General features: G+C 45.4%; 10 protein-coding genes. 5 read left to right on the top strand and 5 right to left on the bottom strand.

Annotation, left to right across the window (positions count from 1 at the left end):
- Positions 1-29 precede the first annotated feature (29 nt).
- Positions 30-1,808 (bottom strand): bifunctional diguanylate cyclase/phosphodiesterase, encoded by a 1,779-nt coding sequence (locus B2739_RS15470; RefSeq protein WP_331346750.1) that lies wholly within the window; start codon positions 1,806-1,808, stop codon positions 30-32.
- A 158-nt stretch (positions 1,809-1,966) separates the two neighbouring features.
- On the opposite strand from B2739_RS15470, the gene cmoA reads away from it, so the two are divergent.
- Together cmoA and cmoB are read left to right on the top strand one after the other, a co-directional pair.
- Entirely contained in the window at positions 1,967-2,701 is a 735-nt protein-coding gene (gene cmoA, locus B2739_RS15465; protein ID WP_331346749.1) for a carboxy-S-adenosyl-L-methionine synthase CmoA, read from the top strand.
- 37 nt (positions 2,702-2,738) lie between these two features.
- Complete coding sequence (cmoB, locus tag B2739_RS15460; RefSeq protein ID WP_414633237.1) at positions 2,739-3,707, top strand: tRNA 5-methoxyuridine(34)/uridine 5-oxyacetic acid(34) synthase CmoB; 969 nt, start codon at positions 2,739-2,741, stop codon at positions 3,705-3,707.
- A gap of 90 nt (positions 3,708-3,797) precedes the next feature.
- Here cmoB and B2739_RS15455 read toward each other — a convergent pair whose 3' ends face one another.
- A complete protein-coding gene (locus B2739_RS15455; RefSeq protein WP_331346747.1) occupies positions 3,798-4,343 on the bottom strand; it encodes a flavodoxin in 546 nt (181 codons plus the stop codon).
- A gap of 187 nt (positions 4,344-4,530) precedes the next feature.
- A complete protein-coding gene (locus B2739_RS15450; protein ID WP_331346746.1) occupies positions 4,531-5,037 on the bottom strand; it encodes a Spy/CpxP family protein refolding chaperone in 507 nt (168 codons plus the stop codon).
- Between the two features lie 186 nt (positions 5,038-5,223).
- On the opposite strand from B2739_RS15450, the gene B2739_RS15445 reads away from it, so the two are divergent.
- The 3 genes from B2739_RS15445 (at position 5,224) to B2739_RS15435 (ending at position 8,484) form a co-directional block, all read left to right on the top strand.
- Positions 5,224-5,931 (top strand): response regulator transcription factor, encoded by a 708-nt coding sequence (locus B2739_RS15445; protein WP_331346745.1) that lies wholly within the window; start codon positions 5,224-5,226, stop codon positions 5,929-5,931.
- On the top strand, positions 5,931-7,325 hold the full coding sequence (locus tag B2739_RS15440) for an ATP-binding protein (protein WP_331346744.1): 1,395 nt from the start codon (positions 5,931-5,933) through the stop codon (positions 7,323-7,325). The genes B2739_RS15445 and B2739_RS15440 overlap by 1 nt, the downstream gene beginning before the upstream one ends.
- Positions 7,326-7,548: 223 nt before the next feature.
- Positions 7,549-8,484 (top strand): GGDEF domain-containing protein, encoded by a 936-nt coding sequence (locus B2739_RS15435; RefSeq protein ID WP_331346743.1) that lies wholly within the window; start codon positions 7,549-7,551, stop codon positions 8,482-8,484.
- A gap of 107 nt (positions 8,485-8,591) precedes the next feature.
- Here the strand turns inward: B2739_RS15435 and B2739_RS15430 are convergent, their stop codons facing one another.
- Positions 8,592-12,113: a ThuA domain-containing protein gene (locus B2739_RS15430; RefSeq protein WP_331346742.1), complete on the bottom strand. Its 3,522-nt coding sequence runs from the start codon at positions 12,111-12,113 to the stop codon at positions 8,592-8,594.
- A 226-nt stretch (positions 12,114-12,339) separates the two neighbouring features.
- Positions 12,340-14,538: a response regulator gene (locus tag B2739_RS15425; RefSeq protein WP_331346741.1), complete on the bottom strand. Its 2,199-nt coding sequence runs from the start codon at positions 14,536-14,538 to the stop codon at positions 12,340-12,342.
- Between the last annotated feature and the right edge of the window lie 9 nt (positions 14,539-14,547).

The following is a 14,547-nucleotide window of genomic DNA, read 5'->3' as shown; positions in this document are numbered from 1 at the left end:
ATTATTGTTGGCTTATTGAGTGGGAATACTCAGGTCGCATCGACAGAAGGATTGCGGCGGCGAGATTGAAATAACTGGTTACCGCCCTGCATTTTGGCACTGTGTTTGGCCTCAGCCAGTAATTGTGAAACTTGATGATGGGTTTTGCATAGATTTACATCAGGAAGGACGCAACCTATTGCCAGGGTCAATGCTCCAAATTTTTGCCGCCGCCCCTGCCGATCAAAACTCCAATATTCAGGTGAATTACCAGGCAAAAATTGACGGCTGACACTTTCAAATTTGTGCAGTATTTGTTCGCAACGCTGTTGCCAATTGGCACTGCAAAACACCAGGATAAAATCATCGCCCCCTACATGGCCAACAAAATCACATCGCTCATCAACGCTCTCGCTCAGAATTTTCCCCAACTGCAATATCACCTCATCGCCTGCGCTATAACCAAATGCATCATTAAAAGGTTTAAAGTGATTGATATCGCAGTAAGCAACAACGAATTCCTTTTGGGTCAAAAGCAAATGATCTACACATTCGTATAAAGGAACATTGCCGGGTAATTGCGTTAACGGGTTGCTGTGGCGCGCAGCGCGCAATTTTTCCTCTGTAATCGCACGCAATAAATCACGCACCTTACCTACACCACGATAGCGCTGCTGTTCGCACACAATAAAATCCACGCTAAGATTTTGCTGTGGATCTTCACTGATAATTTGTCCTACTACTTTAAGTTCTGTATTGATATCGACAATAATTGATAAAGAACTAATAAAATCTTTAATTGGCTTATCGGCATGAAGTTCATGTGCAAAACGACGCGAAAAGATATTCAATAGCTCTGCGCGACTCACCATTCCCAATGGTGTATCACCATCAACTACCGGAACACAGCTCAAACGAACGTCCGCACGAAACATTTTCACCACGTTTTCGGCAGATTCAGTTGAACAAATACTCACAGAGTCTGTGACGATCTCACTTACTGTGCGGGTAAAGTGGTCTTGATAGCGCGGTCTGGACATACCTGCCAGCTGCGTTATTTTTTCAGGCAGGACTGTAGAGGGATCTGCATGGGGATGGGCAATAAAATATCCTTGTGCATACTCAACCCCCATTGCCATCAGCGTATTAAACTCTGCCGCCGTTTCAATTCCCTCTGCAATTGCTTTATGACCAATACGATGGGCAATATCCAACATGGCACGCACAAATTCGCGCTTCACAGGATCTTTATCTATACCACTAATAAAGTGCCGATCAATTTTGACATAATCAGGGCACAACTCACTCCATACACGCAAACCTGCATAGCCCGCGCCCAAATCATCCAGCGCAACTGCAAATCCTTGACGCTGGAAGTGATCAGATGCTGCCCTCAGTAAATCAAGCTCATCCAGTGGCTGACTCTCGGTCAACTCAAATACTACGCGTTCCGCATCCAGCCCTACACGCTGTAAAATTTCACGGGTAACTCCATCGCGATATTGGCTGTCAGTGAAGCTAATAGGGCTCATATTTAAAAATAATTTGCCCGGCAACTCCAACTCGGCAAAACGCTCGCAAGACACCTCCCGGCAGGCAAATTCCAAACTTGCCAACAAGCGTGACTCGCGCGCGATAGAAAACAGCAGATCCGGCTTATGAAGCGCACTCTCTTGCGGACCACGGATTAGAGCTTCATAGCCAATAATGCGGGGATTCTCTAGCGCTATAATTGGTTGAAATACTGGCGTAAGCAGCTTGAACTCAATCAAGCGCCTCAACTCTTGTTGCAGGGTTAGAGGATTCAGGACGGGACTCTGCAAAGACATAGATAGACAACTTATAACGGATAAGAATCGATTTATTAAATATTCCTTCAGGAATATGACACTTTTATGAACTTCTTAATTTGTTGTCATAAACATTTGCAGAGTACAATGCGCGCACCATTACCTCCTGATAAATGTGCCACCAACCAGTCAGCATTATGCAAAAGAACAATTCCGATACTATTTACGCCAATCCACTGGCAGACGTTAGCCGCTTTGCATTTGACCAACGCGTGGTGGACGTTTTCCCTGACATGATCAAACGTTCGGTTCCAGGTTACGCCACTATTATTAATATGATCGGCAATCTGGCAGAGCGTTATGTTCAAGCCAATAGTCAATGCTATGACTTGGGCTGCTCACTTGGTGCAGCCACTCTGGCAATGCGTCATCGTATACAGGCCGCTAATTGCAAAATCATCGGGGTCGATAATTCAGCGGCGATGATTGCCCGCTGCGCACAAGTAATCGCCGCAGACAGCGGTGAAATTCCAGTGGAATTGATGGAAGCGCAAATTCAGGATGTGAAGATCCATAATGCGTCTATGGCAGTGTTAAATTTCACTTTGCAGTTTATTTCAATTGAAGAACGGTTGGAGATGTTGCGCCGCATTTGCGCAGGGCTAAACCCCGGGGGAGTATTAATTATCTCTGAAAAAGTCGTATTCGATGACGAGCCGCACCAACAATTAATGACTGAGTTACACCATAACTTTAAACGCGCTAATGGTTATAGCGATTTGGAAATTGCGCAAAAACGCGCAGCTATTGAAAATTATTTAGTCCCTGAAACACTTGACTCACATCGCCAACGTTTACGCTTGGCCGGATTCAATAGCGTCGATGTTTGGTTCCAATGTTTTAATTTTGCCTCTTTGATTGCAATCAAATAGTTATCAACAATGTTACAGAAGACACCAAGTGACCTCTATTAATTACGACACTTTATTACTTGCATTAAAAGACTCCCCCCTCGCCGCATGGGCAGAAAAACTTCCCGAACAGATCACAGCCGGATTATGTGAAAAACGTTACGGTGACCTGGCTGACTGGAAAGCCTCACTGGCAAAACTCCCCAGTATTGTTGCCAGTCAGATTGAATTATCACAACGCGTACAAATTGGCTCTAGTAACGATTGCGATGAAGCCACACGCAATGACATTCGCACAGCGTTGCAGGAACTCATTCCGTGGCGCAAAGGTCCTTATTTCATTCATGATATCCATATCGATACCGAATGGCGCTCTGATTGGAAATGGGATCGGGTTCTTCCTCACCTCGCACCATTAAAAGATCGGCTAATTCTTGATGTAGGCTGCGGCAATGGTTATCACTGCTGGCGCATGTTAGGGGAAGGTGCAAAGCGCGTTATTGGAATAGATCCATCGCCACGCTTTATTGTGCAATTTCATATGGTGAAACATTTTGCTGGCGCCAATTATCCTGTGGATGTATTACCACTTGGCATCGAAGATTTACCAGAAAAGCTACAAGCATTTGATACGGTATTTTCAATGGGCGTTTTTTATCATCGTCGTTCGCCAATGGATCATTTACTGGAGTTAAAAAATACCCTGCGCCCCGGCGGACAACTTGTGCTAGAGACATTGGTGATTGAAGGCGAGCTTGGGGATGTATTAGTACCCGAGGGGCGCTATGGCATGATGAATAATGTGTGGTTTTTACCAAGCTGCGCAACCATGCTGTCATGGCTGCGCAAGATGGGATTTAATAATCCACGTGTTGTCGATGTGTGCCCCACCACCACAGAAGAACAACGCTCCACAGAATGGATGCGTTTTCACTCCCTGCCCGAATTTTTACACCCTGACAATCCTGCTTTGACGGCTGAAGGACACCCTGCCCCTATTCGCGCCGTTTTCGTGGCAGAAGCCTGATGACGCTCTTGCAATAAAAAACGGTTTAAAAATAAAGGACGCATATGCGTCCTTTATTTTTTAATTACCCAGCGGAATACCGCTTTGAAATCAATTGTCATCCAGTAGATTTAGCGGTGAATCCAAACCGAATTCAACATGAACCTGAGTGCACCAACGGTTCAAGCGGTCAGCCGTCAAATTTTCTTGCTGATCTTCATCCAATGCCAAACCAACAAAATGACCTGCACCGGGAATTTCTGCTTTTGATGCTTCAAATTCGTAACCATCCGTTGGCCAATGCCCTACTATTTCAGGGCCGGACTGGATAATCACATCATGCAGCATTCCCATTGCATCAAGGAAATAATCACCGTATCCAAATTGGTCACCCAGACCAAATAACGCAACTTGCTTGCCAGAAAAATCTACCGCAGCAATATCATCCCAAAACTCTTCCCAATCCGATTGGATCTGGCCGAAATCCCATGTGGGAATTCCCAAAATAATTTTGTCGTAATTGGCAAAATCCAATTGTGTAGCATCACTGATATCGCGAACGTCAACAACATCGGCACCAAAACGATTTTGGATGCGATAAGCAACGCGCTCGGTATTACCTTCGTCACTACCAAAAAACAGACCTATCTGTGCCACGATAACCTCGGGAAGCAGGAGTAAACGGGAAATAGCAGGATCGCTAAAAACGGCGCGAATTTTCCCAAGAATGTCTTACACAAGCAAGCCCGATACGGATCCCATCCGGAAATTAGATCTAATCCATGATCCACTAACAAAAAACCCCGCCAAGCGGGGTTTTAGTCAAACAAGAGGGAATCCATATTCACGATGATGATTGGGTTTCTCTGCGCTCCGATTTATGTTCTTTTTTACGCTCCATACGCTTGGACTTGAGCTCGGTCATTTTTGTCTTTTGCTCATCTGTCAGTACAGCGAGAAACGCCTGGCGCGCTTTAAGACTTGCAAGCACTTGTTCAGCTTGTAATTTGCCCAAAGTATCTGCCAATGCCGTTAACTCCGCTTCATTCGCGCCAGCTTCTACAGCTGTTGCCAATGCCGTACGCGCACCAGACAACCTGGAGTGAAGTGCTTCGCGCGCTGCTTTGTTGGCGTCACGCTGGCTTGCAAGTGTTGCCTTTTGTTCATCAGTCAAATCCAATGCATGCCCAAGGTGGCGCAACTCGCGCTCTCCCATACCGTCATGCCCACCCCACTGGCCGATATGATGCTTAACATCACAACGCTTTCCCGAGTCCCCCGCCATAGCCGGCATTACACTGGCTGCACTCAACAGGATGACCCCAACAGACAATAATCTGATCGCTTTCATAACAATATTCCTCTGGCAGTATGGTCAGGCTGATTCAGCTCTCATGCCCGGCAGCCTGTATCCGAGCCTGTGAATCCATTATGGTGCGGATAATGTTAAGATTGGTTAATGAATTCCAAAGAATCATGACTCTCAACAAGGCCTGGTGCACACTCAGCGCCTTCCAACAGGGGATTAGATACGACCATGCTTAAAGTTCTACTCATCGACGACGACAAAGAACTCAGTCAATTACTGACCGAATACCTCCAAACTGAAAGTTTCTCGGTAGATACCGCTTTTGATGGTCAAACGGCTCTTGATCTTGCATTGAAACATCCCTATTCCGTTATCGTGCTTGATGTGATGCTGCCCGTGCGCAATGGATTTGATGTGTTGAAAAATTTGCGCCAGCACAATCAGACACCGGTGATTATGCTCACAGCTAAAGGTGACACTGTTGACCGTGTTATCGGCTTGGAAATCGGTGCCGATGATTATTTATCCAAACCCTGTGACCCACGCGAGTTAGTTGCACGCATTCGCGCTATCTTGCGTCGCGCAAACCACAAAGAAGCATCGCCCAATAGCGTTGAGCGTCTGACTTCCGGAAAGTTGTCACTGCATTTGGGAACACGTACAACAACCTGGGATAATCAGGAAGTCGCCCTCACCGGAACTGAATTCAGTGTTTTGGAAATATTGGTACGTCGCGCCGGACAGGTCATTAGCAAAGATGACATGACCGAACAAGCGCTTAACCGCAAGCTAACTCCTTACGATCGCAGCATCGACGTACATGTGAGCAACATCCGCAAAAAAATTACTGCTGCAGGCTCATCAAAGGATCTGATCATCAATGTACGCGGTGCCGGGTACATGTTAACGATGAACGATGATGATCCTGTAAATTAATGACACGCCTTTATTTAAAAATATTTCTTACATTTTGGTTGATTACGGTGGCGATTATTATCGGCACCAATATTGTTGTGCATTGGTTCGACATGACGCCAGATGGCAATCTGCAACATAGCAGCATGACCAATGATGATGATCCTGCAAAACGTTTGCTCTTCCAAATGGTGGGTAATGCGGTCAACCGCAATACCCAACAATTGATTCAGGACTTGCGCGCAATGCCTGCCTGGTCAACGCGGTTTGTGTACGTTATCGATAAGGAAAACCGTGACCTGCTTGATCGTCCACTACCACCGGGAGTCATGTTTCTCGCACCGCGACTCACGTTCAAACACCCCTTCGATAAGGTTCAAGACCGCAACCGTAAATTATTCGGGCGCTACATCACGTTAAGTGATGGCAATAGTGTGAAATTAATTACTATTTCTGCAGGACGCGATGAAGGCCAGGATCGGGATATTATTTGGGAGCTTTTCCTCGATAACATTTGGCCATTATTACTGGTATCAATATTAGTCAGTGGATCTGCCTGTTTTTTTCTTGCACGTCATTTCACCCGCAGTATCAACACACTGCAAAAGGCCACCCAGCAAATTGCGCGCGGTGATTTAAGTGTGCGCATCAGTGAACAATTCCGCGGGCGCAACGATGAAATTGCTGCACTTGGCCGTGATTTTGATCACATGACTGAGCGGCTGGAAAAATCGATGCAAGAACAGAAACGCCTGATTAAAGACGTTTCGCATGAGTTACGGACCCCTTTGGCGCGACTGCAAATTGCGCTTGCATTGGCTCGTCAACGCAGTAATGGTGTAGTAGATAATGAATTGGCACGCATCAAACAGGCGGCAGATTATCTCAATGACATCATCACCGAAATTTTGACTTTACCCGTACAAGGTCAAGATAGCTGGGTACTGGATGATGTCGTGGATTTGGTCAGCATGTTGCAAACCCTGATGGATAACTACCAACAGGATGCCTACGACAAAAATATCAATATCCGTTTCAAATCCCCATTGGAAGAAGCACTTGTTTCAACCCATGGGAACATGCTGTTAGGCGTTTTTGAAAACACATTGCGCAATGCAATACTTTACACACCCCACAACTCCGAAATCTGCATCCAATTGGATAAAACCGGTGATGGCGAACACTACCGGATAGACATCATGGATCAGGGGCCTGGTGTACCTGAAGATACTCTTGCCGATATATTCCAACCTTTCTTCCGCACCGATCAGGCACGTACACGCGAGAGCGGTGGTTACGGTCTCGGGCTCGCTATTGCCCATCGAAGCGTGTCCCTACACAAAGGCCGGATCTGGGCAGAAAACCGCCCCACTGGCGGTCTGTGTCTCTGCATACTTTTGCCGACAAACTTTTGACTGGCGGCAAAAGATTTCCGCTTTACCGCATTCAACCTGTTGACTTCCTGACGATAACACTGCCGCCCAACATCCGCAGAACCCGCCAACTATTTGATTTTAATGGAAATAAAATTATAAAAATCGAATGGCATGAATTTCGCTAAACACCTTTCACTGGCGCCTAATTATTCAAAAACGGCAATTAGGCGACGAATAACTTTTAACGTGACAGGTAAAGAATATGCGGGACATGACTCTGGTGACTAATTCCCATCAGGTAAATGGCGCAGCCAACATTCCTCTCATCCCCCTGACACCTGAACAGGAGCTCAGCACTCGGGTACGCCTGTCCCAGGCGTTACAAATGAGCCTGGACACCGGGGAAATCCTCAATCTGTTTTACAAACACATCCAATCCTTGGTCAATGTATCTGGTCTGGTTTTTAAGTTCAGTGACGGTAGCAATGTCTTAAAAGTGGGCCGTGAATGCCTGCATCACTGCGATTATCGTTTGACTACCGATGAAGGCTATCTGGGTGAAATCATTTTTAGTCGCAGTAAACGCTTTGTTGAAGCTGAATTAATTACGCTGGAGTTTTTACTAAGCTCGCTGATTTACCCACTGCGCAACTCAATCCGCTACCAAACGGCCATGCGCCTTGCCCTGCTTGATCCGCTTACTATGTTGGGTAATCGCGCCGCTTTGGATACCGCCTTGCGCCGTGAGTTGCAAATGGCAGAACGCCACAAAACGCCATTATCCTTGTTAATCATCGATGTTGATTTTTTCAAAAAAATTAACGATGAATACGGACATAATCGCGGTGACATGGTGCTCCGCGAAATAGCCAAAACCATCCAATCCGTATGTCGTGGCAGTGATATCACCTTCCGTTATGGCGGCGAAGAATTTGTAGTTGTACTTGGAAAAACAGACTCCGAAGGAGCCAAAATTATTGCCGAGCGCATTCGTCAGCAAATTGCCGAAACACCTATTTCACACAATGGCAAAATGCTCAATATGACCATCAGCGTTGGCATCGCCACTTACCAGGGATCTCCCAAAGAACACGTTAATGAATTTTTTGAACGAGCTGATAATGCATTATATCTGGCAAAAAAATCAGGCCGAAACTGTGTCGTCAGTGCAGATGCAATTACAGCGGTAAACTCATAAACTCACGATTCAACAACCATAAAAAACAACAAAAAACTTTCAATAAAAAAACCACGCAAGCGTGGTTTTTTTATTTTTTCAACAGTAATTATCTATAGATACCAGTTTTATTTTTCAAAACTAATATCTTGCAAACGCAACTCAGCAGACGTTTTTTGTTCGGGCTTCACCTGGATATACAGATCAAAGAAGCCTGTAGACTCTTTTAATACAATCTCTGTACGGCCGTAGGTTTTAAGCTCTTGGGGAGTCAGTACACCCTCCGCCAATACGTCACCTTGTGCATTTGCGCGGCGAACTTCAATTAACCATTTGGTTGGCTCTTTGAAAAAGAGTGCCCCAATTTTTAATGACTTCACCGATGACAAATCATATCGGCCTATTGCAAAACCAGCCCAATTATCATCCGCATTGAACTTGATCGTCTTAATCTCCCTGAAAGTATCTTGTGCTACACCTTTGGATGCCAGGTCAGGGTTAAATACACTATCAAAATCAAAACGATAAGGGACTAACTTGAACTCCTGAACCGTTTGGATCGACGGCATACCATTAGCAACTTTATCGGTATAACTGGCTGAGAATTTATAGGCATCTCCAAGACTGCTGTATGGTGAATTCGCTGTTAAGCCGGTTACATTTTTTTGATGGGATTCAAGCGCAACTACGCCAGATAAAGGTAAACCTTTAGGCGAGTTATCTTCTGCCAGCGACAAAACATAAGTCGCCAACGCAGTACGATCTGCATCACTCAAGCCAGAGAAGCCTGGCATATTCATCTCACCCCAAACACCGGCACCGCCGTTAGCAAGTTTATTGACCAAATACTTAATTGCATTCGGGTCATTTTGGTATTTACGGGCAACATCGCGAAATGCCGGGCCAACCAGCTTTTCATCTACCTTATGGCAACCAAGACAATTATTCGCATCAACCAATGCTTTTGCTTGTTGGATAACATCTACAACCTGATGCCCCTGCCCTTTTTTACTGACCGGTGAAATATATTCAAATGTGATTAACGGGTTGCTGTTGTCGACCTCGGTAACGGCACCGTCCTCTTGATCCTGAACAGTGAAGGTGTAGTTCAGCTTGCTTGTGTCAGCCCAATAAAATGATTGGTTTTGGTTTAACGAAAATTCGATCTGCGAAGGCTCATTGCCAATATCAAGTTGGGTATTTGTGGATGAAGTTGCACCATGAACATCTGTCACGGTTAATGCCAAATTGTATTTTCCAGCCTTATCAAACGATAAGTTCACTTCAGTAGCGTCACCCAACTGCCGTTGTGGACAACTATTATCCGCACACCCCAATACCCATTTATAAGCCATCTTATCGCTGTCGAGGTCGACTGATTTTTTGGCTGATGCATGAATGGCAGCAGGAATTCCCGCCTGGCTTTTATTGACAGCAATTTCTGCAATAGGTGGACGATTGCCTGCACCTACGTATTCAATACGGGCAAGACGGGCATCTGGATTTCCGGTGAACCACGAAAGACCGTATTCAAGCACATACAAAGTGCCATCGGGTGAGAAGCGTGCATCAATCGGTAATGCATAATTAATTTGCGGTGCAAATGGTTCAATCTTATGAATGCGCCCTTGTGCATCGAAGCTTACGGCTTTTACCCAGGCGCGCATAAATTCAACAATAAATAATTTTTCGTTGTAATACGCTGGATAGCGATTTACTGATTCGGGATACTCGTTCGCACGATAAACATCGGCAACCAATGCTGTACGTCCACCTGTACCCAATTCAGGGAAAACATCGGAAATCCCATAAGGATATGCAATAAATGCCGGTTGTGCAGGTGGCAATTGTTTTGCACCCGTGTTGTTCGGTGAATAATTAACAGGGGCATTTACATCAACGAACTCGCCCGTTTTTTTATTGACGTAATCGTATTGTTTGTATGGGCGATTTTGGCCAATAACTAACGGCCAACCAAAATTTCCTGGCGCTGTTACACGGTTAACCTCATCGTAACCGCGTGAACCTTTTTCTTCAGAGTCGTTGCTTGCATCAGGTCCGACATCACCATAAAACAATGTGCTGGTTTTTTTATCGTAAGTAATACTGTATGGGTTACGCGCACCCATTACGTAAATTTCTGGGCGACCTTGGGCAGCATCACTGAAGAGGTTCCCTTCCGGGATATCGTATCCGCCTTCTGCTTTCGGCTTGATGCGCAATACTTTACCGCGCAAATCCTGAGTGTTGCCGGGCCCGCGCATACCATCATTTTTCTTCATACCAGGGCGAAGATCTACAGGAGCGTAACCATCTTGATCATGTGGGTTGGTGTTATCGCCCGTTGAAAAAAACAATTCGCCATTTTGGCCAAACTGTAAATCACCACCGGTGTGACAGCAGTTATTATCAATCTGATACTGCAGGATCATTTGCTCTGTCGCTGCATCTACCTGATTATTGCGCCACAAAAAACGGGACAACCGCTGATAGATATTTCCCGCTTCATCTTTTGTAGTGAAGGCTGCATAAATAGCTTGCGTGGTTGCAAACTCAGGATCTACCGCTACACCAACAAGCCCCCACTCCTGATATTTATCATAAGCAGTCACTAATTTTCCGGCATCGCTTAGTTGATTGGTTTTGTAATCAACACGCTGGAATTTTCCCGGACGCAATGCAATAAGAGCGTCGCCATTAGGAAAAAATGCCAACTTGACTGGCTCATCCAAATTTTCAACCAAGGTTTTTTTAATGAAACGATTATTTTCCGGACGGGATTTGGAGTAATCCAAACGCGGTGTAAAACCCGGGCGATGGTTGAGACCAACTGCGTAGGTGATACCACCCAACAAATGTTTCAGGAAATCAGGATTGGAATAAACCTCAGCTGAATGTCCCATACCAGTATAAAACGCACGGCCACCATCGTATTCGTGATACCAGGAAATAGGATGATCGTGATCATGCTCACCGCCGACATAAGTAGATTCATCAACCTTGGCTACGACGTTGATAAATTCATACATATCGCGATAGTTGTACCATTCATCTGCCATAGAAAACGCATCTGGCATTTTTTCGGTTGAAGGATGTTTTTTATCAGTGAAATTGACGGTTGCCACCTGCACATTACTTGGCTCATTCGGGTGGTTTTTAAAAACAGCGCCCACCAGGTTGCGATACCAAAACCAGTCACCTTCCCACTCCGTATCTGCTGCGGCATGCACCCCAACAAAACCACCACCTGCTTGAATGTATCGCTCCATTGCCAATTCCTGATTCTCATCAAGAATATTGAGCGTTGTGTTTAAGAAAATGATTGCATTGAATTGGCTGAGCTCAGCATCTGTAAATACACTTGAATCTTCGCTCGCAACAACCGTAAATTGATTTTCAGCTGCCAGCTTCTGCAAGGCTTCAATGCCTGCAGGAATGGAATCATGACGCCAACCTGCTGTTTTACTGAACACCAGTATTTTGGCTCCAACAACAGTTTCTTGCGTGGACTGCTCTTTTTTCACTGTGCTCGGGGGAGGTTCTGTTTTCCCGCAGGCCGCCAAGCCAAAAATGACTGCTACCGCCCCCACAAGATGGAGAAACGACATGAAGACAGACGAAATGGTATTACTCTGATGAACTCTGTTCATTGCCAACCCTTTATGCGCTGTTTGTTTTATATGTAGTGTTTGATGGTTTGTTTGGTTTTTTATAGTAGTTTTATAATAGTGATCTGGTGATATTGAAGGCATGCATGCCTTACAGCATAGTTTTAAAATCAGCTGCCTGAAAATAAAAATGCCGCTGATTTTATCAGCGGCATTTTGACCCAGCTTGCAGGTTTACGAATATAAACGCTTCTTTGCTCATACCTTGTTAAACGCCAGACTGTTCAAGCCAACGTTGAAGCCTCACATCCAGATCATCGTAGCGGATCGGCTTGCTAATGTGATCATCCATACCCGCAGACAGATAGACATCCTGATCGGTTTCAGATTGTGCTGAGGTTACAGCAATAATAGGTAGACGGCGCACACTGTGTGTCATGCGTTCATAGTTGCGGATTTTTTCTGTGGCAACAATACTGTCTTGCTCTTTCATGTCGTAATCCATCAACACCAAATCAAAGCGCTCTTTTTCAACAATTTCTACCGCCTCCAAACCGTTTTGCGCTACTTGCACATAACAGCCGAGTTTTTTGAGCATAGCGCTGATGACCATTTGATCGACACGATGATCTTCCACCAGCAAGACTCGCGGCACAACCACCATTCCAACAGTTTCTTTATCAATGGTTTTTCGCTGCTCATCTTCACTATTCAGGTTTAATAATTTTTGCACTGCAATATCAAGCAGACGGCGGCGCATAATGGGTTTTTCAATAATGCTCACCTGCGGATAAGTACGCAGGTGTAATTTCATCTCCGGGCTATCGCTCTGCAAAATACTCATCGCAATAATTTGTTTAACATCTGCAATATCGGGGTGAGACACAATCTCACGGGACAACGCCAAACCATTCATATTGTTTAGCTTGGTAAAAATGAGCACCATATCAAACGGCGCTGAGCTGGCCCGTTGCTCGCGCAATTTGGCAATTGCCTGCTCTTGCCCGGCCACAATGGTGGTACTCATACCCCAAGCATTAATCTCATCGGCCAACGCGTTGGCATTACTATCTGGCAAATCTACTAAAAGCGCTCGTTTACCACGCAACTTTTGTTCAGAACCAAAACGGCGCTCTTCATGGGAAATGACCTGCAATGCGACATTAATAAAAATCCGGTTGCCGCGATTTTTATTTTCGCGCAGATGAATACTTCCACCCATACACTCAGCCAAACCTTTACAAATTGAAAGGCCGATACCCGTCTGTTTGCTTTCATAAGCTTCAGGATCATTTTCACCGGCGATATTTTTTTCGCCGTCACTGATAATGACTTGCAGCTCACCGAAGTCATCCTGCTCTTGATGAAAACGGGCCTCAATATACACATGATCTATTCGGCTCGCTTTCAGTGTATGGTTGAGTAGTGTTGCCAGGATTTGATTCAGGCGCGTGACATCGCCCTTCACCCGCAATGGCATATTAGGGTCAAAGTTGTAATACAGCTCTATACCTTGCTGATGCGCATCGAGCGTAAAATCCTGGACAAATTTTTCCAAAACCCGGCGCAAATCAAATTCAACTTCATCGAGTACCAAGGTTTTCGTCGTAATTTTGGAAAAATCAACGACGTTGTTAACCAGATCGATTTGTCTGCCAGTGGCTTTATTCGCCGTCGCCAGTAACTCGCGATGATGTTCAGATAATTGGCTGTCATCGATCAATGACAAAGTACTCATTACATCGCTGATAGATGAACGGATTTCCTGCCCGAGATTAACCAGAAATTCATTTTTTAATTCAATTTGCGCTTGGGAACTACGCTTTTCATTTTCCAACCCCTGTGCGCGCTCGCGCAGTGAATAATGAGCCTCCAAACGCTCCCAATACGCTAGTGATGTTACTTTGCCCTGGTGACTGAGCATCACATAAAACACCAGCATGATGCAGCCATAGAGGGCACCTTCTGCAGTACCTAATAAAATTGCGGTAATGGCAGCAGGAATCTGGCCTATCGCTAAATACAAACTGAGAAAATGTCTGTAAGGCGCAAATACGTTGGCAACACTGGAATAAAACACTACCGAGTACAGCCACATCACCAGTGTTTCATCACGCATACCCTGTACCCAGGTGAGCGTTACCAGAATTGCGCTCCACCAGGCAGCACCAAGGCAAGATGCAAAAAAGTATTGGTTGCGCCAACGTGTTGGCGCACGCGCATAGAGAGTGTCAAAACGGAAGAGATAGTAACTACGCCCGAGTGTCACCAGCAGCAGGCCCGTCACCAGGACAATGGCTAGATTGTGCTCTTTTTCCTGAAAATCACCGAATGCCAAACACAGTACAAAGACGATGAAGTTCAGTATCAAGCCACGTCGGCTGTACTTGGCTACGCGTGCATCTGTTTCACGCATGATGGCGCGGTCTTTTTGCACCTTAGTGGCGGGAACAAAAAAATGGAGCATAAGGTATCC

The sequence above is a fragment of the Cellvibrio sp. UBA7661 genome, from assembly GCA_002483365.1.
Taxonomy (GTDB): domain Bacteria; phylum Pseudomonadota; class Gammaproteobacteria; order Pseudomonadales; family Cellvibrionaceae; genus Cellvibrio.
Note: the sequence above shows the minus strand (reverse complement) of the source record. Positions and strands in the feature narration are given on the sequence as shown.